Genomic DNA, 22,347 nt, shown 5'->3' with positions numbered 1-22,347 from the left:
GGCAGCGCACGCGCTGCCCCGTGCTCATCATGCCGGAGCAGGGCGATGGACTTGACGCCACACCAGCCAGCCAAGCGTCGTGACCGTCAGAATCGCGCTGAAGGCCAGCCCCAGGGCGACGAGTATTTCAAGATCGGCGAGCTCTTCGCCATCCCTTGAGCCGTACAGGTTGATCAGCCAGATTGCCCACGCTTCCGGGAACGGTGGGAAAAGGTCGTGATGGATAATCAGAAAACGAGCGAGCACAACAGTGCCAGCAAGGATCCAGATGATCAGAGACAGTCGTATCAGTGCTCTCTTCATTGGACAGTTACTCGGCCATAAGCGTGCAATGAGGTGCCTGGAATGAGAACATGACCGGCTGCGATGAGTTGATGTCGCAGCACGTCGAAGTCAGTCCGGGTTGTCAGCGTAATGCACCCTTGACTAATGCCGCGCGTACCCGCTGGATGCAGCCTGAAATTTCCTCGTTTCACGGTATTGCAAAAGACTTCATCGTCAATGTGCTTGTCGGCTGCGTACAGGGCAAACCAGTCGGACCTGTCCTTGATGAAATCAAGTAGCGGACCGAGTCTGCCGCCTGACTGACGATTCACGATGTAGTAGGCCCCCGGCGGAATTGGGCCTACGCCTGCTGCACAAGCGAACTCGCGTCGATTTTTATGTTCGCCAAGCCCTGAGAAGGCGGGAAATTTTAAAGAGTTCATCTCAAACGTGCTCATCGGTTTACCGTTGAGTTTGAACGTACATTCGACCATATGCGACCCCTCGAAGCCTGGTTGAGAAGTTTTTGATCATAGGTGGCTGATGCAGGTACCCGCTGACGTCCCACAACCATGCCGCTGCCAGGCTCCAGGGGCCAGATGCCCTAGTCCATCACGATCTGCTTCTCGATAGGCCCCAGGTCGGTAATCGTGACAAGAATATGCAACGGACTGTCCCAGTCGACATGCAGATGGAACTCGACACCGCCGGGACCGCCTTCGGGATCGTGAGGCCCGATATTGGTGACATACACATTGGCCTCGCCCAGGTGAGGACGGCCGGGCGGTGAATCGAACGGGTCGAGGACCGGTGCCCACTCTGCGGCCGTGATGAGGACGGCCGAGCTTTCGGTGAGGCCGGGCCAGTTGAAATTGCGGCGTACACGGCCCTGTACATTGCGGTAGATCAGCCGGATCGAGCGTGCCATGGGGTTCTCCTGATGAACGTTTGCGGCACGCCAGCCGTGCCAGTCATGATTCGACCTGGCCGGCATTCGCAAGATCGGCACCCGGACGCCACCTGTTTGCGCCAGCGCAAACCGGGGCGGCGTCTGCACCAATCCTGTCTGATTCCAATAAACCGGTATCATTTTTTCTGGTTGCGGGGAAATAGGCCCTTTTCCCCATCCTTCTCGGTTGATCGTTTCCGCACGGCATCGACAATAATGATTCCTATCGATGGGCATGTGCCCGTCATGCAGAACATAGATTGAAGTGCGGAGAACCACGATGAAAGTGAAGAAATTTACAGCGGCAACTTCCCGGGATGCCTTGCGCAAGGTGCGCGAAGCCCTGGGCCCGGATGCCGTCATCCTGTCCAACCGTCCGGTCGATGGCGCCGTCGAAATCCTGGCACTCGACAACGACGATGTCGCGTCGCTGTCCGCGCCTGTCGCCGACTCCGAGATGGCGCAGCCAAAACCGCAGCTGCAGCACTTCGACGAACTCGCACCAGCCGCACCGCGCGCCACCCCGGCACGCCGCTACCAGGATGCCGGTCCGGTCATGAACGCGCCGGTCGCGCCTGCCTACGTCGCGCCCGTGGCACCGATGGCGCCGCTGGCGCCGGCCGAGCCGGTGTCGACCTACGCCGAACGCCGCGCCCCCGCACCTGAACCAACGATCGACATGGCCGCGATGACCGCCATGATGAGCGCCGCCATCACCCAGGCCAAGGAATCGGCGACCTCGGAAGTCAGCAACATGATGAGCGAGATCCGTGCCATGCGCGGCCTGATGGAAACCCAGCTGGCCGAACTGTCGTGGGGCTCGACCGCCCAGCGCGAGCCGCACAAGGCCACCGTGCTGCGTGAAATGCTCGCTGCCGGTTTCTCGGCCACGCTGGCACGCTACATCATCGAAAAAATGCCGGCCATGAACGACGCGGCGCAAGCGATGCGCTGGGTGAAGACCGTGCTGGCACGTAACCTGGCGACCATCGGCAACGAAGATGCGATGTTGTCCGAAGGTGGCGTGTTCGCACTGGTCGGCCCGACCGGCGTGGGCAAGACCACCACGACGGCCAAGCTGGCCGCGCGCTGCGTGATGCGCCACGGCCCGGACAAGCTGGCCCTGATCACCACCGATGCTTACCGTATCGGCGGTCACGAACAACTGCGCATCTACGGCAAGATCCTCGGCGTCATGGTGCACTCGGTGAAGGACGAGGCCGACCTGCGCATCGCCCTGAAAGAACTGCGCAACAAGCACACTGTGCTGATCGACACCATCGGCATGTCGCAGCGCGACCACATGGTGGCCGAGCAGGTCGCGATGCTGTCGGGCTCGGGCGCCGAAGTCAAACGCCTGCTGTGCCTGAATTCGACGTCGACCAACGAGACGCTGAACGAAGTCGTGCGCGCCTACCAGGGCAGCGGCCTGCACGGCGCGATCATGACCAAGATGGACGAGGCTGCCTCGACCGGTGGCGTGCTCGACATCGTGATCCGCCAGAAGCTCAAACTGCATTACGTCTCGAACGGCCAGCGCGTGCCGGAAGACCTGCATGTGGCCGACAGCGCGATGCTGATCGACCGCGCGTTCCGCAACCGTGGCACCGCCCCGGCGGACGCCGACCTGCCGATGCTGATGGCAGCCACCGCGCAAGCCAACCGCCGCGAGGTGTCGCATGGCTAGTTTTGACTTCGACCAGGCCGAAGGCCTGCGCCGCATGCTGCAAGGCCCGCGTCCGCGCGTGGTCACGTTTCTGTCGGCCACGCCGGAAGACGACAAGGGCGCGATGCTGGTGAACCTGGGCGCCTCGCTGGCCCAGGCCGGCAACGAAGTGCTGATCGTCGACGCCTGCAACGTCGAGTACGGCGTCGCCCGCCGCCTGGGCCTGAACCGCGGCGCCTCGCTGCTGCAGGTCGCGCGCCAGGAAAGCGCGCTGAACCAGGTGATCCATCCGGCCCCGCAAGGCTTCTCGGTGGTGCCCATGGGCACGCCCGAATCGGCCGACGACGTGCGCCGTCTGAGCAAGACCTTCGACGTGCTGGCCACGCAAGCGGGCATCGTGATCGTCGATGGCGAACTGGGTCCGGACGGTGAGTTTCCGGTGCCGTTGATGTCCAGTTCGGAGATCGTGATCCAGGTGTCGACCAGCGCGGCCTCGATCACCAATGCCTACTCGCTCATCAAGCGCCTGACGCAGGAACTGGGCCGCCGGCCATTCGGCATCCTGGTGACCGGCGCGACTGAGGGGGAGGCCAAGGTGGTATACGATAATATGTCATTGGCAGCAACACGTTATCTGGCCGTCAAGCTCAGTTTCATGGGCGCCGTGCCGGCCGACGAATACCTGCACCGCGCCGCGCGTCTGGGCCGGGCCGTGGTCGATGCCTTCCCGCTGGCCGGCGCATCGGTTGCGTTCCGCCAGCTGGCCGGCAAGTTCGCACTGCCTGCACTGCCGCAGTTCGGCCGCCAGGGCAGCGCGTCCATCGGTTCCTGACACAGTCGCCATCGACATATAAAGAAAAAGACATACGCCAGCATGTATACGGTCAAAGGGAAAGCGGACAAGAATTCTTTGCTGACGGAGCATATGCCGTTGGTAAAGCGTCTTGCCCACCACATGAAGGCGAAGCTGCCGCCTTCGGTGGAGGTCGATGACCTGATCCAGGCCGGCATGATTGGTTTGCTCGACGCGATCAACCGCTACGAAGACGACCACGGCGCCCAGTTCGAGACCTATGCCGTGCTGCGCATCCGCGGCGCGATGCTCGACGAGCTGCGTTCGAGCGACTGGATGCCGCGCAGCACGCGCCAGAACATGCGCAAGGTCGAGGGTGCAATGCAGTCGCTGCAGCAGCGCCTGGGCCGCCCGCCGAGCGAATCCGAAGTGGCCGCGTCGCTCAAGATCTCGCTCGACGAGTACCAGGACATGCTGGCCGACTCGGGCGGCCACCAGCTGCTGTACTACGAGGACTTTCATGCCGACGAAGGCAGCGACAATTTCCTCGACCGTTATGCGGTGGACGATGCCGATCCGCTGCGCAGCCTGATGGAAACCGATTTTCGCCAGGCCGTCATCGACGCGATCGACAAGCTGCCGCCGCGCGAAAAACTTCTGATGGGCTTGTATTACGAAGAAGAACTGAACCTGAAGGAAATCGGCGCCGTGATGGGCGTGAGTGAATCGCGGGTGTCGCAGCTGCACACCCAGGCCGTCGCACGTTTGCGCACTACCTTACGGGAGCAATTATGGACTGGGCCAGCGTAATCGGCCTGGTGCTGGCAATCGCCGGCATCTTTCTCGGTTACACCCTCGACGGCGGCAAGTTCTCGTCGTTGATCCAGCCTGCCGCATTTGCCATCGTGGTGGTCGGTACCTTCGGCGCCGTGCTGCTGCAAAGCGAGACACGCACCTTCTTGCGCGGCATCACCATGCTGCGCTGGGTGTTCGTGCCACCAAAAAACGGCCGCCAGAAACTGTCGCGCGAAATCGCGCTATGGAGCCTGACGGCGCGCCGCGATGGCTTGCTGTCGCTCGAACAATTCATGAGCAAGGCCGACCCGTTCGTCGCCAAAGGCTTGCGCCTGGTGGTCGACGGCATCGCGCCGGAGAAGGTGCGCAGCCTGCTCGAACACGAAATCAACGGCTACGAATTCGCCCAGCGCCAGGCGGCGCGTATCTGGGAATCGGCCGCCGGCTATTCGCCCACGATCGGCATCCTGGGCGCCGTGCTGGGCCTGATCCACGTGATGGAAAACCTGTCCGATCCGGCCCGTCTGGGCTCGGGCATCGCGGTCGCGTTCGTGTCGACCGTGTACGGCGTGGGCATGGCCAACCTGTTCTTCTACCCGGTCGGCAACAAGCTCAAGGCCATCGTCAGCGACAAGGTGTCGCAGTACGAGATCCTGGCCGAAGTGTTCTCCGACCTGGCCAGCGGTGACCACGGCCGCGTCGTCGACGAGCGCGTCGCCAGCCTGCTCACGCACCACTAGGCCAGCGCCATGGCACGCAAGCGCTACGACGACGATGTCCCCACCGAAAACCACGAACGCTGGCTGATTTCATACGCCGACCTGATCACGCTGCTGTTCGCGTTTTTCGTCGTCATGTACGCCATCTCCATCGTCAACGAGGGCAAGTACCAGGTGCTGTCCGAGGCGCTCGGCGATGCGTTCGGCGGCCGCGGCGCAGCCACCCAGGTCAACACCAATGTCGAACCGGTGCTGCCGCTGTCGCACATCATCAACCGCCGCCGCAACGAAGCAGCGCGACGCGAGCAGGAAAAGATGGGCGTGATGGCGCGCGAACTGTCGGCGACCTTGCTGCCGCTGGTGAAGTCGGGGCAGGTGCGGGTGATCCAGAACGCGCGCGGCATCAGCGTCGAGATCAACGCCAGTGTGCTGTTCCCGCAGGGCGAAGCAGTGCTGGACGGCGAAGGCCAGGAAATCCTCGCGCAGGTGGCTGGCCTGCTCAGGAACGACACGCACCGCATCGAGGTCGAAGGCCACACCGACGACCTGCCGATCGCCAATCCACTGTATCCATCGAACTGGGAACTGTCGACCGCGCGCGCGAGCAGCGTGGTGCGGCTGTTCGCCGCCAACGGCGTGCCCGAGGTGCGCCTGTCGGCGATCGGCTTTGCCGCGACGCGCCCGGTGGCGCCCAACACCGACGAGGCCGGCAAGGCGCGCAACCGGCGCGTGGCGGTGATGATCCTGGCAGCACTGCCCGAGACCGGCGGTAACATACTTCCGTGAATGTATTGATGGAATCATGGCATAATCGACAGGCAGCGTCGCGCGGGTGACGCCTGCCGTGAATCCTCGAGGAGTCGCAATGCATGTCAAACGAAGCTCGCCGGCGGCCAAGCTGGCAATGGTGCTGTCGCTGGTCGGCCTGGTTGGCGTGGTCAAGGCCGTGGAGGCCAAGGTGAACGTCCAGCATCGGCTCGAAGTGGAAACCGGGGCCGGCAAGGTCAAGGTGCGGGTGCTGATCGAGAACCGGGGCGACGTACCGATATGGATCCCGCGCGAGATCGCGCTGGGCGACGATCTGAGCGCCCCCCGTTTTGCGCTGAGTTCACTGACGGACACGGTCGCTTACACGGGTCGCATGGTCAAGCGCGGCCCGCTGAACGCTGCTGATTATCTCGAGGTCAAGCCGCAGACGACCTATCTGAACACGCTCGACATCACGCAGGCCTATGCGTTCAAGCCTGGCCAGCACAGTTACGAGATCCGCTACGCCGGCCCATGGGTGACCGATTTGCGCAAGCTCGACGCGGGCGGCATCAAGAGCAGCCCGGCGCTGCCGGTCAAGTTCTCGCACACGGTCAGGATGGCCGCGCGCTGATTCAAGGCGCTTTGCAATTGGTGGCGCTGGCGATCAGCGTCGCGCCACAACTCGTCTTGTCGCCATCGAAGGCAATCAGCTTGCCGTCGATTTTATGATGCGCCGAGCCGCTGACGATCTTGCAGCCATTGTGACCTTTGATGGGGCAACTGCAAGTGTCGCCCACGCACGCCACGGGAATACCGCCCACCTTCACATGCCGCGCGCTGACGCTAAGGACCTTGCCGCCATGCGACGTGGCGTCGCCGAGCCTGATGATATTGCGCATGATTGAGCCTTTCTTCTGACGGTACTTCAGTCGGATGCGGTGTCGTGTTCGGGGATGGCGTCTGCGCCCAGTACCGAGGCCACGGTCGGTGGCTTGTAGTTGTCCGGGTCGATCGACGGCTGGACGATGTGCTTGAAGATGTTCGCGCCTTGCGCCTCGCGCCGTTCCTTGCTGGGCGGGCTGATGAACACGATGCCTGCCAGCGCGATCTTCTGTTCGGTGTCGTGGTTGAACGCGGCGATGATGCGCGCCGGGCCTGCAGCGCGCTGCGCTTCGGGCAGTGTTTGCAGCGCCTGCTGCCAGCCGGCTTCCTGCAGCTTTTGACGGGCGTCGCGGCGCTTGACCGGCTTGCCTTCGTTATCCTCGAACTTGACTAACACGGGGCAGTGGATGAAGCCCATCGAGGGCAGGTCGTTGAAGGCGGCAAGCGGGTTGCGGTTCCAGGGGACCGGGAACCAGGGGGTGGGTTTCCAGTCTTTCGGGGGCGTATTGGCCCAGCGCTTGTAGTCGTCGAGCAGCGTGCTTTCGGGGCGGTCGAAGCCGGGGTGTTGGGCGAATTTGGCGGCGGCAAGGGTGGTCGGGAGCCGTGTCATGGTCGATCACTCCCCGGCAGCCTGAGCCGCAGTCGCCTGCCGCGGCGTGTTCTCGCCGAAATACTCATACGAATCGGCGTTGTTGATTGCCCGCTGCGGCGCGCTGCGCGCCATGTCCGCTGCCGCAGCCTGGCCGTACACGTGGTCGTCGGTCGCCGCCACCACGTCGAAGTGGCTCAGTTCGTGCAGCAGCGTGCCGCCGCGCGAATCGGTCCCTGTCGCCGCTGCGGCCCAGAACGCCTTGCACACCCAGACCGTGTACGGCCGCGCGGGATACACGTAGGCAAAATACGGCTCGTCGCAATCGCAGTTGATCTTGAGGGGCTTGCTCTCGAACGCTTCCTTGATCGCCGTGACATTGGCCGTGACCTTCGCGCCGCGCGCGGCGTCCTGCGCCCCGAACCACATCGCATAGCGCGCGCCATATGGCGTGCCCGAGGTCAGGTAGGCCTGGCTGTCGGCCGCCATTGCGCGCCCGGCGTCGATCGCCGTCACCAGGTGCTCCTGCTGCGCATTGCTGCAATTGGCAAAACCCGTGGCAGGGGCGGCTGCCTCCGGCAGGATCGTCGTCCTGCTGCCACGCGGCAGGCGGCCGTCGATCCAGATCGTGACGGGGTTGGAGGCCAGCTCGCCCACCACCGCGCCGACGGTCGTGCCCGGCGACGGCATGGCCGGACTGCGATAGCGGATCGTGTAGTTACCGGTAATGGTCATCTCGTAGAACCGCGAGAGCTCGACCGTGTGCGTGAGCGCCGCGCCCGGGGCCAGTTGCAGGTAATCAGCCGGCCCCGGCGCGGCGCGCTTGATGCGGCGGCCCAGGTAGCGCACCGGCTGACCGTCGCGCTGCACCTCGAACAGCGGCGCCTCCAGGCCCTGCTGCGGCGTGCGCCAGCGCAGCAGGTGCTGGACCGTGTACGAGGTATTGGTCAGCGTGACGCTCACCAGGACGTTGTCGCCGCGACCAACCGCCGGTTGCGCCGGGCTCAGCGTGACGTTGACCTGGGCATGCGCCGCGCCAGCACTGCACACAACGGCGAGTGCGCCAGCGGCGCGCGACAGCAGAAAACCTGAATGCATGGTGGACTCCGGTTGGGTTGGACCGGATAACTCTCACCTTATTTTTTCTGCCCACATTGAGCCGCTGCAGCACCGGGCGATGGCGAGCTTGAATCGTGTCTTCTGCTACACAAAAATCTCACACGAAATAACAACAGAGGAGCGACAACCGTCGCCTGAACAGGCTTAGTTTGCTATTATGCAACAATCGTATCCAACAAAAAATAACACTCGATTACGTTGCATAGCTACAGGTGCCTCCCATGATGATCCAGCCAAATGAGACTTCCGCACCGCAAGCTTTTGCGGCAACCAACCTGGGCGCCACAACCGGCCAACTCGCCTGGGACACCAGCGAGGCGCATGCGCTGCGTGACGCCCACGCGCTGCTCGGCCACAACCGCAACTACCTCGAGCAAGTGATAGACGGCATGCCGGCAGGTTTGCTGGTCATCGACGCCGAGCGCTGCGTACGCTCGATGAACCGCATGATGGCCGAGCTGATCGACGCACCGGAAGAATCGGCCAGCGCCGGCCATCCACTCGCGCGCTGGCTGCCCGACGCCGGCCTGGCCGCGCGCGTCAGCGCTGCACTGGACACCGGCATGCCGCAAGACCACGTGCTCGTCTCGCTCGAAGGCCACGCGGACGGCGTGCGCCACCTCGAATTCAACATCCGCCGCACCGAGCAGGCCGGCGGCTGCATGCTGTTGCTGATCGGCCAGGACATCACCTTCCGCCGCAAGGCGCGCCTGCGCCTGCAGGAGAGCGAGGAGTTCTTCCGCCTGACCTTCAGCCAGGCGGCGGTTGGCATCGTGCTGCTGGGCCCGGACGGACGCCTGCTGCGCGTGAACGGCAAGATGGCGCAGATCCTGGGCTACACGGAAATCGAACTGCTGCAGCGCTTCTTCCAGCAACTGACGCACGTGGACGATCTGCCGGACGAGCTGACACTGGTCAAACGTCTGCGCGACGGCGAGATCAGCGACTACCAGCGCGAGCGGCGCCTGCTGCGGCGCGACGGCACGCCGATCTGGGTCAATGTCAGTGTCTCGACGATGCGCGACGCCTATGGCAACCAGCGTTTCATCTCGGTGGTCGAAGACATCTCGCGCCGCAAGGGCGCCGAAGAAGCGCTGCTGCGCGTCATCAACCACGACGCCCTGACCGGCCTGCCGAACCGCGTGCTGCTGCAGGACCGGCTCGAGCGCGCGATTGCCCATGCGCACCGCGCCGGGAGCCAGGTGGCGGTGATGTTCATCGACCTCGACCGTTTCAAGCACGTCAACGACACGCTCGGGCACGACGCGGGCGACCAGTTGATCGTCGAGATCGCGCGCCGCCTGTCGAGTTCGCTACGCGAGAGCGACACCGTGGCGCGCCAGGGCGGCGACGAATTCGTCGTCGTGCTGCCCGAGATGAACGGCGAGACCGACGCCGCGCGCGTGGCCCGCAAGCTGCTCGAGAACCTGTTTCAGCCGCTGCTGCTGTGCGGTCAAGAGGTCTTCCCGACCGGCTCGATCGGCATCGCCATGTACCCGCGCGACGGCACCGACAGCGCCACGCTGCTCAAGTGTGCCGACAGCGCGATGTACGGCTCGAAGGGCGAGGGCGGCAACGGCTTCAGCTTCTACATGGCCGACATGGGCGCGCAGACCGCGCTGCACCTGCGCATGGAAAGCGAGCTGCAACGGGCGCTGCAGCGCCGCGAATTCGTGCTGCATTACCAGCCGGTGGTCGATATCGCCACCGGCCACCTGGGTGGCGTCGAAGCGCTGCTGCGCTGGCAGCCGCAGGGCAAGCCGATGGTGTCGCCGGCCGACTTCATCCCGCTGGCCGAAGAAACCGGCCTGATCGTGCCGATTGGCGAGTGGGTGCTGGAAACCGCCATGGCCCAGCAAGTGGCCTGGCAGCAGGGCGGCCTGCCGCCGGTACGCGTCAGCGTGAACCTGTCAGCGCGTCAGTTCCTGGGCCAGGACGTGGCCCAGCGCGTCGCTGTGCTGCTCGAGAAAACCGGGTGCGACCCGCGCGCGCTGACGCTGGAAATCACCGAAAGCGTGCTGATGCAGAACCCGGTGGCGGCCACCGCCACGATGGCGCGCCTGGCGGCGATGGGCGTGCAACTGGCGATCGACGATTTCGGGACCGGCTACTCGAGCCTGGCCAGCCTGAAGCGCTTCCCGATCCACAGCCTCAAGATCGACCGCTCGTTCGTCAGCGATCTGATCGACGATGCCGATGACGCCGCCATTGTCGACGCCGTGATCGGCCTGGCCCACTCGATGAAGCTCAACGTGATTGCCGAAGGCGTCGAAACGGCGGACCAGCTCGCCTTTTTGCTGGCCCACGGGTGCGACCAGATGCAGGGCTTCTGCTACAGCCGGCCGGTGGCGCCGAACGCCATCGAAGCGTTGCTGCGCGCGGCGCCTGCTGTTCAGAGCCAGCCAGGCAATCTTACGGCCGCTGCGTAGGCGCACGCACGTCGCGCGATGGGCGGTCTGTCAGGGCACGTCGGCAAAGCGTTATTCACCAGTTGCTTCAACAATAACGTATGCCCATAGTCAGCAGGGCATGCAGGTGTGCGACAGTCCGACTTTGACCTGAAGTTGATACTCACGGAAAACATAAAAAATGTCGCGATGATTAACAACATACAGCTATAAGGTGTTGCGAAGGTCGGTCAGCGTATGTGATCGCGTGCGTATGGCAGCCAATACAAGGCTCCATTCGATGGCAAGGAAGAAGCTTTCGTCATCTCACTAAACGCGTGCCCTTCGACACCTATCTTCAGCACTGAATGGCATGAGAGGGCCACAAAACTGTCATCAGTCAGCCCTCTCGTATAGAAAGATCAAGCGTGAGGATGAGAGAACCGATTTCCCTCAGCAGCCGCAAAGAAGGCATAGGTGTACATCACTTCTGTGTCTCCTTCTGACGATGTCAAAAATTCGTAGGGAACGCCGTTTGGCACGAAGAACCAGTCACCAGGGCCATATGCCTTTCCATCAAATGTAATACAGCCTTTTGTCACAACGCGCAGACCTCCGCCGGGATTTCCAACTTCGCCTTCCGGATGAACGTGGGGCCGGACGACAGAATTTTTCGGAAACACTGTTTTTGAAACGCGGATTGGCATCATGTCGATTGGAAGTTGCCATTTTCGAATGTTGCTCCCAAAAGGAGTATCCAATGGCATTGTTCTTTCGGCCAGTACAGCTATTTCATCAAAGCATGATACACGTTCAGGTTTTACGCCGGCCTTATGCATTTCCCGACGATTGTATCCTTCCCGCACGAGACCGAAGGTTTCAAGCTCGGATCCGGTATATTCACGTCTTTCCTCGTCGAACGGCATCACCCTTTGTTGGGCAGCTCGCTTCAATGTCTCGTGTTCGCAATCGCTTAGTGAAAAATTAGCATCAGCATCCATGTCTATTCTCCTTTTGGTCAATGATTCAAATACCAAATTGAAATTTTTGCTGCACTATTAAATTTACAATAATTCAGATGGGCTGTCGATTTCTTTTAATGCCTCAGTAGGCTGGTAAGCAGCGTCAAATCGTCTGTTTTAACAATACCTATATAGGAATCCATTGATTTAGTCGGTTGCCCGACATAAATTTCGGCGCAAGTAATTGATTTTTTGAGGAATATATTTCAGAAAACAGAAAATTAATGCTTCCAGCCACGTGTGCTTTAAATGCATGAAAAAATTAGATGAAACCTGGTCTATGATTTGTAATCCCTAAATTTCTTGGGGTTACTATGTCGCAAACGTATCAATTCAAACCGGGAAGCTTTAGAAATGAACTATGGATTGGAGAAAAAAGGGTTTCAAGGATTTGGACAAACGGCAATGCCCTTTATTCCAGGGCTCCGACATCAAAGTTTTCTGGGCTTCCGTATAATAAATACTTGTTATCTGCTTCATCCGTAACACTCCTTCTGCTTACCCAGAGTGTAGTGTGTTGCATCGATCGGTTGAATCCAAGGCCGGACCCTTTCATTAAATTTATCGTACCAGGGAGGCAAGGGCGAAAGCGTCGCATACCCTTACGAACAATTGGTTCCCACCAAAGCGGATCAAGTGGACAGCGCAGGTGTCACGAGCCGAGCCCGATTCGCGGATTCGCTGAGTCCCTGTGAACAGCGCACATCGTTCGACGCCGGTCGCCACGGGAAAGTACATCGAACAGCCAACGCAGCTACACTGATCATTCCCATTCACGACAAGCCTGCCCGCGCCATTGCAGGCAGCGACTTCTTACGGAAACCGATCATGCACCGCACCCGCTCGAGCAACTGCCGCACCGGCCGCACTCACCGTACGCTCCCCATCCTGCTGGCTTGCCTGTCGGCGCTGACGCTGCTGTCATCCTTCAGTATCGATGCTGTGGCACAGCCAGCCACCGCCGATACGCGCTATGAACGTGTTGCACCCAGCCCGGATGGCATCGGCAAGCGCTACATGGGCCGCGAAATCTCCGGTGTGATGGGATGGGAGGGGGCGCAATGGCTCGAGCGCGAAAGCCGCGCACACGAGGAGCGGCCGGCATTGCTGCTGCGGGACCTGGCGCTGGCGCCCGGCATGACGGTGGCCGACATCGGTGCCGGCACCGGCTACTACACCTGGCAGCTGGCGAAAAAAGTCGGCCCCAATGGGCGTGTGTACGCCGTCGATGTGCAGCCGCAAATGATTGCCATGCTCGACAGCCAGATGGCAAAGCGCGGCGTGCGCAATGTGGTTTCGGTGCTGGGCAGCGAAACCACCGTCAAACTGCCGCCGGCCAGCATCGACCTGGCAATCATGGTCGATGTCTATCACGAGCTCTCCTATCCCGCAGAAGTCCTCGATAGCATCGTTGCTGCCCTCAAGCCGGGCGGGCGCGTTGTCTTCGTCGAATATCGTGCCGAGGATCCGGCAGTTGCGATCAAGCCGCTGCACAAGATGAGCGAGACGCAGATACGGCGTGAAGCCACGGCGCATGGCCTGACATGGGAACGCAGCATCAAGTCGCTGCCGATCCAGCATGCGGTCGTGTTTCGCAAGCCCTGAGCGCCAGGTTTTCTGGCCGCTGCTGTCGATGCGTTGCGGCCTGGGGGCGGAAGTGGCATGGCACCTTCCGCCGCAACGCACACTGATCAACCATCTCCCGTTTCAGGACGAATTCGACATGCTCACACGACGTCGCTGACTTTCCTGCGCCACTTCTTCCAGCACCGATTCCAGGTCATCGGCATCGACATCCAGTATTTCGGTGCGCCTGCGTAATACCGCATCAAGGTCCGCACGTGTGAACATCTCCGTCGCGTCATGGTTGGCCGCAGGCGTCTTGTGAATCGCGCGGTGAGGATAGCGATGCCCGGTGAGCCTGTGGTAAACAAGTGCGCCGGCAAGCAGGGCGACAGAATTGAGACCGATCGGGAACAGCACGAATGCATAGCCGAGTGCATGAATCTTGCTGCCTCCCAGCACCGCTGTGATCGCCACCGCACCGGACGGTGGATGCACGCAGCGAAACGAAAACATCAGCATGATTGTGACTGCCACGGCGACTGCTGCCGCCAGGAGCGGCATCGGGATCAAGTAAGCGCAGCTGACGCCTGTTACTGCGCCGATCAGATTTCCTCCGATGATCGCCCATGGCTGGGCCAGTGGGCTTGCCGGTACGCCGAACAACAGCACGGCAGACGCGCCCAAGGGCGCTGCCAGCAATGGCAGATTGTCGACTGGTCCGCCGAAAAACCAGGCAATCATGCCCGTAAACAATATCCCGATCAGCGCGCCCAGACTGCTGCGTAATTGTTCACGAGGCGCTATTTGAATCGGGGCGGGAAGGAAGTCACGACACCATTGCTGAAAGGACGACAAGATGACATCTTTCTAAAAAACTGAGTGGATTGTTCGGGCGGCAAATATAACAACGCACAACCATAAGGTCCAAGACCGATATGCGATGATGTCGATAAGTAAAACGAATCATCGGAACGTCCATGCTGCTGCGCCATATCCGCTATTTTCTTGCCGTTGCAGAGCATCGCAACTTCACCCGTGCCGCCGCCGCGCTGCATCTGTCGCAACCAGCGCTGTCACAGCAGATCAAGCAGCTCGAAGCATTGCTGGGTGTCCAGCTGTTTGACCGAAGTGGAAAAAGCGTGCGCCTGACCGACGCCGGCGAGGCATGGATGGGCCACGCCAAACTCGGCATGCAGCATCTTCACGCCGGCGTCCGCGCGATCCAGGATGTCGGCACTGCACACCGTGGCGTGCTGCGTTGCGCTGCGCCGCCAACGTTATCGCTGTATCTGATCGGTCCGCTGATCGCCCGTTTCCATGCACTGCATCCAGGGGTCACAGTCAGTTTTCTGGAAATTGCGCAGGAAGACATTGAAGCGATGTTGATCAACGACGAACTCGACCTCGGCATCGCCTTCAGTCCGCTGCAGCCGGGTGAACTCGACTACACACCGGTGTACGAAGAACACCTTGGCTTCGTGACCGCCGCCAGTCATCGACTCGCAGCCCGGTCTGCCGCGTTGCCGCTGGCGGCGTTCGCTACCGAACCGCTGGTCTTGCTCAACAAGTCGTTCGCTACCCGCCAGCAAATCGACGCGTACTGCGCATCGCAAGGTATCGCGGCAAAGGTCGCCGTCGAAGTCAATGCCATTGGCGCGTTGGTCGAGATCGTTCGTCAGGGAACGCTGGGCACAGTTCTGCCCAACCCGATTTCTGCCACCTATACCGATCTGCACGCGGTTGCACTGCTGCCGGCGATGCCGTCGCGCCATGTCGTCTACGCCTGGCGCAAGGGGGCGTATCGCACAGCGGCAAGCAAAGCACTGGTCGACGTATTGACCGACCTGGTGCGGGATTTGACGTCAGGCGCGTGATGCTCTGTGCCGGCGCGCCGCTGACAGTCTTTGCCGCTGTACGGATTCAATTGCCGCGGTAGGTCGAATAGCCGTACGGGCTCAGCAGCAGCGGCACGTGGTAATGCGGCACACTGCCGTCAGCCGTAAAGATGACAGGGATTTCGGGGAAGAACGTCGGGCTCTTGTGCTCGGCAAACCACTTGCCGGTCTTGAATGTGACCCGGTAAGTGCCGCGTACCATTGCCACGCCGGCGGGGAACAGCGCCGGGATGCGGCCCTGGGCGTTGGTGACGCCTTCGCCGAGCATCGTCCATCCGTCGCCCACGCGCTGTTCGAGGGTGACAGCCACATCGGCTGATGGCAAACCGTCCTGCAGGTTGAGGACATGGACGCTGAGCGGGTTGATCGCTGTGGCAGGTGCGACGGTGGGTGCGGCCGCGGCACTGGCGCAGTGCGCAGCAGCGCCGAGGGTCACAACGAGCAGGGTCTGAAGGAATTTCATGTGTTCTCCATATGGGGTGAGTGTAGAAATAATCGGAACGTCAATGTCGCCAGCGATCAGGGCGTCTTGCGGAACACGTTGTCGATTGCGGCCAGTGCGCAGGCTTCGTCTGTGGCCGGTCCGCCAGCGCCGGCAATGCCGATGGCACCAATGAGCTCGCCGTCAGCCATCAGTGGCACGCCACCGCCAAGCAGCAGCAGCGTGTCGACGGTGTTGAGGTTGGCTGCTTCGGCGCTGGCGCGGGCATTGGCGGCCAGCAGGCGGGTCGCCGTTCTGGTTGACAGCGCCGTGTAGGCCTTGCGCTGGGCAGCGATGGTGTTGTGCGATCCGACGCCATCGTCGCGGCGCAGGGCGACCAGGTTGCCGCCGCGGTCGACCACGGCGGCGGCCAGCACTTTGCCGTCGGCATGGCAGGCAGTCATCGCCGCGTCGAGCAGGCGACTCGCGCCATCGAGTGAGATAGTGCGGTGGGGTATGGTCAGCGGGGCGGCGGCGCTGGCCTGGGTGCAGGCCAGCGACAACGCGATCAGCAAACCTGCAGGCAGTTGGTGGTACATGAATGATCCCGGTGGTGTTCGAATGGCCGCATGGTACGCAGCGCCTGGCGACAACCAGATGACGGCCAGATGACAGTTTTGTCATCTGGCGCGCGGCGGGCAGTAAGATTGCGAAACAAGGAGCCATGCATGCGCATACTGATCGTGGAAGATGAACGCAAGGCAGCCGACTACCTGCAAAAGAGCTTGCGCGAGTCCGGCTACATCGTCGAAGTGGCAAGCAATGGCTTTGACGGCCGTTATATGATCGAGGAGTTCGACTTCGATCTGGTGATCCTCGACGTGATGCTGCCGGGCCTTGACGGCTGGGCGCTGCTGCAACTGGTGCGTGCCAGGTCGGCCACGCCGGTGATGTTCCTGACGGCCCGTGACGCAATCGAAGACCGCGTGCGCGGACTCGAACTGGGCGCTGACGACTATCTGGTCAAGCCATTTTCGTTTGCTGAACTGCTGGCGCGCGTGCGCACCTTGCTGCGGCGCGGGCCGCCGCGCGACATGCAGGAATTTCGCGTCGCCGACCTGCAGGTCGATGTGCTGCGCCGCCGGGTCACGCGTCAGGGCGACCGGATTACCCTGACGGGCAAGGAATTCGCGCTGCTGCACCTGCTGGTCAGCCGGGTCGACGAGGTGCTCTCGCGTGCGGTCATCGCCTCGCACGTGTGGCAGATGAACTTCGACAGCGACACCAACGTCGTCGATGTGGCCATCCGCCGCCTGCGCGTGAAAATCGACGATCCCTACCCACTGAAACTGATTCATACGGTACGCGGCATGGGTTACATGCTGGGCGAGACGCCATGAGGCTTGCGTTCGCGCCCCGTTCGCTGAGCATGCGCCTGGCGCTGTGGTTTGCCCTGGCAAGCGCGCTGCTGCTGGGGGCCATCGGCGTGTTCCTGTACCGGTCCCTGGCAAGCGAGCTGGCGTGGCGCGACGACATCGCGCTGGCAGGCAGGATCGACCGCATGCACGCGCTGGTTGCCGACAGCGCCAGTATCGAGGCGTTGCGCAGGCGCCCGCAGCTGTACGCCAACATGCTGGGCAATCGCGACAATGCCTTGTGGATGCTCGACGCCAAGGGGCAGTTGCTGATCGCTGTCAATCCGGGCGGCCTGACGCTGCCGTCCCTGCCGCCCGCGTCCTCGATCCGCCTCACCGATGTCGCGACCGGGCAGGCGGCGCGGCTGGCCTGGGTCGATGTCTGGCAGGGCAACCGCCGGTTCACCGTGGTCGCCGCCAAAATGCTGGCCGAGCGCGAGCGCATGCTGGCCAGCTACCGCATGACCTTGGGGGCGGCGCTGGCCGGCGGGGCGCTGCTGTCGTTCGTACTGGGCTGGTTGATCAGCCAGCGCGCACTGCGGCCTGTGCGGCTGATGGCGGAGCGGGCCGCCGCCGTCGACGTGCGGCGCCTGCAGCAGAACGTGGCGGTGAAGCTGACACCGGTGCCGCTGAAAGAAACGCAGGAACTGCAGCAACTGGGGGCAGCGCTCGACCAGATGCTGACGCGCCTGGCCGACGGCTTTGTCCAGCTGTCGCGCTTTTCCGAAGATCTGGCCCACGAGATGCGCACGCCTTTGCATAACCTGATGGGGCACACTGAACACGCGCTGCGCAAGCGCCGCAGCGTGGATGACTATGAACAGCTGCTGGCGTCAAATCTGGAAGAATACGAGCGCCTTGCGCGCATGATCGACAGCATGCTGTTTCTTGCGCGCTCGGAGCAGCCGGCCAGCGGCGTCACGCTTGAAACGATCGATCTGGCAGAGTTGTGCACCCAGCTGGTGGACTATTTCGAAGGCGTGGCCGAAGAACGCGGGATCAGCGTCGTGGTGCACGCGGCAGGCGAACTGGTTGCTGACCGCGCGCTGGTGCGGCGTGCGCTGGCTAACTTGCTGGCCAATGCGCTGCGCTACGGTGCGGCCGAAGGCACGGTGACAATCCAGACCTGCGCCGATGGCGCAACGGTCAGCATCGCCGTGCACAATACCGGCATACCGATCCCGGCCGCCCATCTCCCACACCTGTTCGAACGATTTTATCGTTGTGACCCGGCACGCAGCCAGGGCGGTGATTCGGGTGGTCTGGGACTGGCCATTGTCGCCTCGATCATGCATTTGCACGGTGGTGAAGCGCAGGCTGAAAGCGACGACACGGGCAATCGTTTCGCCCTGTTGTTCCCACAATCTGTGAAGACCAGACACGACAACGGGATGTAACTGACTGTACACAGCCAGTCGGTTATTTGCGTGACATACTTTCCAGGCAGATGTTAGGATTACCCCAACGAAACCTACAGGCTATCCGGCATTGACAGAATACCTACAGTGCCCGGAGAATGTGGCGACATGTCACATTTTTGCTACCTAGTCATCATAAAATAGAAGCAACACCGCATGAACGGCCACCGCCGTTCGTCCACGACAATTCTCAGGTTCGCGCAGCGCCCAGGGCGCCGCGCAGCCACCGATACCTTTACCAGGAACTGCAGGCATGACTATCCTCGTGACTGGCGGAGCGGGCTTTATTGGCTCGAACTTCGTCATCGACTGGCTCGCTCACAATGACGAACCCGTCGTCAACCTCGACAAGCTGACGTACGCCGGCAATCTTCAAAACCTGACGAGCCTGGAAGGCGACAGCCGCCACCACTTCGTGCGCGGCGACATCGGCGATGGCGCCCTGGTGGCGCGCCTGCTGGCCGAGCACAAGGTACGGGCCGTGCTGAACTTCGCGGCCGAGAGCCACGTCGACCGTTCGATCGAAGGCCCGGGCGCCTTCATCCAGACCAATATCGTCGGCACCTTCAACCTGCTCGAAGCCGTGCGCGCCTACTGGAACGGCCTGGACGAGCAGGCCAAGACGGATTTTCGCTTCCTGCACGTGTCGACCGATGAAGTGTATGGCACGCTCGAGAGCGATGCGCCGGCCTTCACCGAGCAGCACCGCTATGAACCGAACAGCCCGTACTCGGCCACCAAGGCAGCGTCCGACCACCTGGTGCGTGCCTACCACCACACCTACGGCCTGCCGGTCCTGACCACCAACTGCTCGAACAACTACGGCCCGTACCACTTCCCGGAAAAACTGATCCCGCTCGTGATCCACAACGCACTGGCCGGTAAACCGTTGCCGATCTACGGCGATGGCCAGCAGATCCGGGACTGGCTCTACGTCACCGACCATTGCAGCGCGATTCGCCGCGTGCTCGAAGACGGCCGCCTGGCCGAAACGTACAACGTCGGCGGCTGGAACGAGAAAGCCAATATCGACGTCGTGCGCACGCTGTGCGCGATCCTCGATGAACTGCAGCCGCGCGCCGACGGCGCGTCGTACGCAACGCAGATGACGTTCGTGAAAGACCGCCCGGGCCACGATCGCCGTTACGCGATCGATGCCGGCAAGCTCGAGCGCGAACTGGGCTGGCGCCCGGCCGAAACCTTCGACACGGGCATCCGCAAGACGGTCGAATGGTACCTCGCCAACGGCGCCTGGGTCGAGAACGTCACCAGCGGCGCCTATATGGAATGGGTCGACCGCCAGTACACGGCAGAAAACGCCGCCGCATGAAGATCCTGCTACTGGGTAAAGATGGCCAGGTCGGCTGGGAACTGCAACGCGCGCTCGCGCCGCTGGGCGAACTGCGCGCGCTGGGCCGCGCCGACGCCGATTTCACCGATCCCGAATCGCTGCGCGCCGTCGTGCGCACGTTTGCGCCCGACGTCATCGTCAATGCTGCTGCCTACACCGCGGTCGACAAGGCCGAGAGCGACGCCGCCATGGCGCACAACGTCAATGCCGTCTCGCCGGGCGTGCTGGCAGAGGAAGCCGCAGCCGGCAATGCCTGGCTCGTGCATTACTCGACCGACTATGTCTTTGATGGCACGAAAGAGGGCGCCTGGGTCGAAACCGACGCCGTCAATCCGCTGTCGGTGTATGGCCGCACCAAGTACGACGGCGAGCAGCGCATCGCCGCCAGCGGCGCGCGCCACCTGATCCTGCGCACCAGCTGGGTGTTCGCACCGCGCGGCGGCAACTTCGCCAAGACGATGCTGCGCCTGGCCAAAGAGCGCGAGTCGCTCAACGTGGTCGCCGACCAGCATGGCGCGCCGACCGGCGCCGAACTGCTGGCCGACGTCACGGCGCTGGCGCTGCACCGCATCGCCGCCCCTGGCGTGGATGCGCAGGGGTTGTCGGGCGTGTACCACCTGGCCGCCGCTGGCGCCACCACCTGGCATGCCTACGCCCAGCACGTGCTGGCACAGGCGCAAAGCCACGGCGCCGTGCTCAAGGCCGGGCCGGATGCCGTGCAGCCGATCGCGGCCAGCGCGTTCCCGACCCCGGCCGCGCGGCCTGCCAATTCGCGGCTCGACTGCAGCAAGTTCAGCGCCAGTTTCGGCGTGAGCCTGCCCGACTGGCGCCACCACGTCAACCGATTGATCGCCGAACTGTCGGCGCAAGGAAACCTATGAGCAACGCTATGCAACGCAAAGGCATCATCCTCGCCGGTGGCAGCGGCACCCGCCTGCACCCGGCCACGCTGGCAATCTCGAAGCAGCTGCTGCCCGTGTTCGACAAGCCGATGATTTACTACCCGCTGAGCACCTTGATGCTCGGCGGCATCCGCGACATCCTGATCATCTCGACGCCGCAAGACACGCCGCGCTTCCAGCAACTGCTGGGTGACGGCGCGCGCTGGGGCCTGAATCTGTCGTACGCGGTGCAGGAGTCGCCCGACGGCCTGGCGCAAGCCTTCATCATCGGTGAAGACTTCATCGGCAATTCGCCGTCGGCACTGGTGCTGGGCGATAACCTGTTCTACGGCCACGATTTCAACCAGCTGCTCGAGCGCGCCGATGCCTGCACCGAGTGCGCCAGCGTCTTCGCTTACCACGTGCAGGATCCCGAGCGCTACGGCGTCGTGGAATTCAGCGACGACGGCAAGGCCATCAGCCTGGAAGAAAAGCCGGCCACGCCGCGCTCGAACTATGCGGTGACGGGCCTGTATTTCTATGACGAGAATGTCGCCAAAATGGCGCGCACGCTCAAGCCGTCGCCACGCGGCGAGCTCGAGATCACCGACCTGAACCGCATGTACATGGACATCGGCAAGCTCAACGTCGAGATCATGGGCCGCGGCTACGCCTGGCTCGACACCGGCACCCACGAGTCGCTGCTCGACGCCGGCCAGTTCATCGCAACGATCGAACAGCGCCAGGGCCTGAAAGTGGCATGCCCCGAAGAAATCGCGTTTCGCAAGGGCTGGATCAACGCCGCCCAGCTCGAAGAACTGGCAGCACCCCTGCGCAAGAACGGCTACGGCCAGTATCTGGTGCGTGTTTTGAATGAAAAGGTATTTTGATGCAGATTACTCGCTTGGCAATTCCAGACGTCCTGAAGATCGAACCACGCGTGTTCGGCGACGACCGCGGCTTTTTCTACGAGAGCTTCCACCAGGCCCGCTTTGAAGAAGCGGTGGGCCGCAAGGTGTCGTTCGTGCAGGACAACCACTCGAAATCCACCAGCAACGTGCTGCGCGGCCTGCACTACCAGATCAAGCAGCCGCAGGGCAAGCTGGTGCGCGTGGTCGCCGGCAGCGTCTACGACGTCGCGGTCGACCTGCGCCGCGCGTCGCCGACATTCGGCCAGTGGGTGGGTGAAATCCTGAGCGCCGAGAACAAGGCCCAGCTGTGGGTGCCCGAAGGTTTCGCGCACGGCTTCGTGGTGCTGTCCGAAACGGCCGAGTTCGTCTACAAGACCACCGACTACTACGCGCCCGAGCACGAGCGCTGCATCGTCTGGAACGATCCGAGCCTGGCGATTACCTGGCCGATCAGCGCGACGCCATCGGTGTCGGCCAAGGACGAGAAGGGCACCATGTTCGCTACCGCGGAAGTGTTCGAGTAAGCGGTCGCTTAGCCCCGGGGCCCTGGCACG

The 22,347-nt window shown here is 62.3% G+C and carries 25 protein-coding genes; 15 read left to right on the top strand and 10 right to left on the bottom strand.

The features are described from left to right. Window positions 1-27: 27 nt before the first annotated feature. From AC1MGT_RS06355 to AC1MGT_RS06345, 3 genes are all read right to left on the bottom strand, one after another. Window positions 28-303, bottom strand: a complete 276-nt coding sequence (locus AC1MGT_RS06355; protein ID WP_499503474.1) for a hypothetical protein — start codon at window positions 301-303, stop codon at window positions 28-30. Continuing rightward, a complete protein-coding gene (locus AC1MGT_RS06350; protein WP_499504255.1) occupies window positions 300-707 on the bottom strand; it encodes a DUF2778 domain-containing protein in 408 nt (135 codons plus the stop codon). The genes AC1MGT_RS06355 and AC1MGT_RS06350 overlap by 4 nt, the downstream gene beginning before the upstream one ends. A 161-nt stretch (window positions 708-868) precedes the next feature. After that, window positions 869-1,192 carry a hypothetical protein gene (locus tag AC1MGT_RS06345; RefSeq protein WP_499503473.1) on the bottom strand — a complete coding sequence of 108 codons (324 nt, stop codon included), beginning with the start codon at window positions 1,190-1,192 and terminating at the stop codon, window positions 869-871. 301 nt (window positions 1,193-1,493) lie between these two features. Between AC1MGT_RS06345 and flhF the strand changes: the two genes are divergently transcribed. The 6 genes from flhF (at window position 1,494) to AC1MGT_RS06315 (ending at window position 6,567) form a co-directional block, all read left to right on the top strand. After that, complete coding sequence (flhF, locus tag AC1MGT_RS06340) at window positions 1,494-2,900, top strand: flagellar biosynthesis GTPase FlhF (protein WP_499503472.1); 1,407 nt, start codon at window positions 1,494-1,496, stop codon at window positions 2,898-2,900. After that, the gene (locus AC1MGT_RS06335) at window positions 2,893-3,711 is read left to right on the top strand and encodes a MinD/ParA family ATP-binding protein (protein WP_499503471.1); all 819 of its coding nucleotides are present in this window, start codon (window positions 2,893-2,895) and stop codon (window positions 3,709-3,711) included. Before flhF ends, AC1MGT_RS06335 begins: the two co-directional genes overlap by 8 nt. Window positions 3,712-3,753: 42 nt before the next feature. Further along, window positions 3,754-4,482, top strand: a complete 729-nt coding sequence (locus AC1MGT_RS06330; protein ID WP_183555772.1) for an RNA polymerase sigma factor FliA — start codon at window positions 3,754-3,756, stop codon at window positions 4,480-4,482. Beyond that, complete coding sequence (locus tag AC1MGT_RS06325) at window positions 4,464-5,207, top strand: flagellar motor protein (RefSeq protein ID WP_343027941.1); 744 nt, start codon at window positions 4,464-4,466, stop codon at window positions 5,205-5,207. Before AC1MGT_RS06330 ends, AC1MGT_RS06325 begins: the two co-directional genes overlap by 19 nt. A gap of 9 nt (window positions 5,208-5,216) precedes the next feature. After that, a complete protein-coding gene (motD, locus tag AC1MGT_RS06320; protein WP_499503470.1) occupies window positions 5,217-5,972 on the top strand; it encodes a flagellar motor protein MotD in 756 nt (251 codons plus the stop codon). Window positions 5,973-6,051: 79 nt separating this feature from the next. After that, window positions 6,052-6,567: a hypothetical protein gene (locus AC1MGT_RS06315; protein WP_499455472.1), complete on the top strand. Its 516-nt coding sequence runs from the start codon at window positions 6,052-6,054 to the stop codon at window positions 6,565-6,567. A gap of 1 nt (window position 6,568) precedes the next feature. Here AC1MGT_RS06315 and AC1MGT_RS06310 read toward each other — a convergent pair whose 3' ends face one another. Genes AC1MGT_RS06310 through AC1MGT_RS06300 form a run of 3 tightly spaced genes read right to left on the bottom strand, consistent with a single transcriptional unit; the run spans window position 6,569 to window position 8,505 of the window. After that, window positions 6,569-6,835: a PAAR domain-containing protein gene (locus AC1MGT_RS06310; RefSeq protein ID WP_258835366.1), complete on the bottom strand. Its 267-nt coding sequence runs from the start codon at window positions 6,833-6,835 to the stop codon at window positions 6,569-6,571. 26 nt (window positions 6,836-6,861) lie between these two features. Then, window positions 6,862-7,428 carry a hypothetical protein gene (locus AC1MGT_RS06305; RefSeq protein ID WP_499503469.1) on the bottom strand — a complete coding sequence of 189 codons (567 nt, stop codon included), beginning with the start codon at window positions 7,426-7,428 and terminating at the stop codon, window positions 6,862-6,864. A 6-nt stretch (window positions 7,429-7,434) separates the two neighbouring features. After that, window positions 7,435-8,505: a M35 family metallo-endopeptidase gene (locus AC1MGT_RS06300; RefSeq protein ID WP_499503468.1), complete on the bottom strand. Its 1,071-nt coding sequence runs from the start codon at window positions 8,503-8,505 to the stop codon at window positions 7,435-7,437. Between the two features lie 242 nt (window positions 8,506-8,747). Here AC1MGT_RS06300 and AC1MGT_RS06295 point away from each other — a divergent pair, with 242 nt between their 5' ends. Further along, window positions 8,748-10,955 (top strand): putative bifunctional diguanylate cyclase/phosphodiesterase, encoded by a 2,208-nt coding sequence (locus AC1MGT_RS06295; RefSeq protein WP_499503467.1) that lies wholly within the window; start codon window positions 8,748-8,750, stop codon window positions 10,953-10,955. Window positions 10,956-11,335: 380 nt separating this feature from the next. Here AC1MGT_RS06295 and AC1MGT_RS06290 read toward each other — a convergent pair whose 3' ends face one another. Further along, complete coding sequence (locus tag AC1MGT_RS06290) at window positions 11,336-11,914, bottom strand: cupin domain-containing protein (RefSeq protein ID WP_499503466.1); 579 nt, start codon at window positions 11,912-11,914, stop codon at window positions 11,336-11,338. 849 nt (window positions 11,915-12,763) lie between these two features. On the opposite strand from AC1MGT_RS06290, the gene AC1MGT_RS06285 reads away from it, so the two are divergent. Further along, window positions 12,764-13,540: a class I SAM-dependent methyltransferase gene (locus AC1MGT_RS06285; RefSeq protein ID WP_499503465.1), complete on the top strand. Its 777-nt coding sequence runs from the start codon at window positions 12,764-12,766 to the stop codon at window positions 13,538-13,540. Window positions 13,541-13,642: 102 nt separating this feature from the next. Here AC1MGT_RS06285 and AC1MGT_RS06280 read toward each other — a convergent pair whose 3' ends face one another. After that, window positions 13,643-14,356 carry an HPP family protein gene (locus tag AC1MGT_RS06280; RefSeq protein ID WP_499503464.1) on the bottom strand — a complete coding sequence of 238 codons (714 nt, stop codon included), beginning with the start codon at window positions 14,354-14,356 and terminating at the stop codon, window positions 13,643-13,645. Between the two features lie 122 nt (window positions 14,357-14,478). On the opposite strand from AC1MGT_RS06280, the gene cynR reads away from it, so the two are divergent. Next, a complete protein-coding gene (cynR, locus tag AC1MGT_RS06275) occupies window positions 14,479-15,375 on the top strand; it encodes a transcriptional regulator CynR (RefSeq protein WP_499503463.1) in 897 nt (298 codons plus the stop codon). Between the two features lie 46 nt (window positions 15,376-15,421). Here cynR and uraH read toward each other — a convergent pair whose 3' ends face one another. Together uraH and AC1MGT_RS06265 are read right to left on the bottom strand one after the other, a co-directional pair. Continuing rightward, the gene (uraH, locus tag AC1MGT_RS06270; protein WP_499503462.1) at window positions 15,422-15,859 is read right to left on the bottom strand and encodes a hydroxyisourate hydrolase; all 438 of its coding nucleotides are present in this window, start codon (window positions 15,857-15,859) and stop codon (window positions 15,422-15,424) included. 56 nt (window positions 15,860-15,915) lie between these two features. Beyond that, the gene (locus AC1MGT_RS06265) at window positions 15,916-16,416 is read right to left on the bottom strand and encodes a GlcG/HbpS family heme-binding protein (protein ID WP_499503461.1); all 501 of its coding nucleotides are present in this window, start codon (window positions 16,414-16,416) and stop codon (window positions 15,916-15,918) included. Between the two features lie 129 nt (window positions 16,417-16,545). Between AC1MGT_RS06265 and AC1MGT_RS06260 the strand changes: the two genes are divergently transcribed. The 6 genes from AC1MGT_RS06260 to rfbC all read left to right on the top strand — a co-directional run bounded on the left by AC1MGT_RS06260 (window position 16,546) and on the right by rfbC (window position 22,317). Next, the gene (locus AC1MGT_RS06260) at window positions 16,546-17,217 is read left to right on the top strand and encodes a heavy metal response regulator transcription factor (RefSeq protein WP_258835355.1); all 672 of its coding nucleotides are present in this window, start codon (window positions 16,546-16,548) and stop codon (window positions 17,215-17,217) included. Continuing rightward, window positions 17,214-18,629 (top strand): heavy metal sensor histidine kinase, encoded by a 1,416-nt coding sequence (locus AC1MGT_RS06255; protein WP_499503460.1) that lies wholly within the window; start codon window positions 17,214-17,216, stop codon window positions 18,627-18,629. The genes AC1MGT_RS06260 and AC1MGT_RS06255 overlap by 4 nt, the downstream gene beginning before the upstream one ends. A gap of 274 nt (window positions 18,630-18,903) precedes the next feature. After that, a complete protein-coding gene (rfbB, locus tag AC1MGT_RS06250) occupies window positions 18,904-19,980 on the top strand; it encodes a dTDP-glucose 4,6-dehydratase (protein ID WP_499503459.1) in 1,077 nt (358 codons plus the stop codon). Next, on the top strand, window positions 19,977-20,882 hold the full coding sequence (gene rfbD, locus AC1MGT_RS06245; RefSeq protein WP_499503458.1) for a dTDP-4-dehydrorhamnose reductase: 906 nt from the start codon (window positions 19,977-19,979) through the stop codon (window positions 20,880-20,882). The genes rfbB and rfbD overlap by 4 nt, the downstream gene beginning before the upstream one ends. Then, window positions 20,879-21,772, top strand: coding sequence for a glucose-1-phosphate thymidylyltransferase RfbA (rfbA, locus tag AC1MGT_RS06240; protein ID WP_499503457.1), 894 nt, complete (start codon window positions 20,879-20,881; stop codon window positions 21,770-21,772). Before rfbD ends, rfbA begins: the two co-directional genes overlap by 4 nt. After that, a complete protein-coding gene (gene rfbC / locus AC1MGT_RS06235) occupies window positions 21,772-22,317 on the top strand; it encodes a dTDP-4-dehydrorhamnose 3,5-epimerase (protein ID WP_183555750.1) in 546 nt (181 codons plus the stop codon). The genes rfbA and rfbC overlap by 1 nt, the downstream gene beginning before the upstream one ends. Window positions 22,318-22,347: the final 30 nt, after the last annotated feature.

It is taken from the genome of Telluria sp. BA11 (genome assembly GCF_056680305.1).
This window is presented reverse-complemented; position numbering and strand designations above follow the sequence as displayed.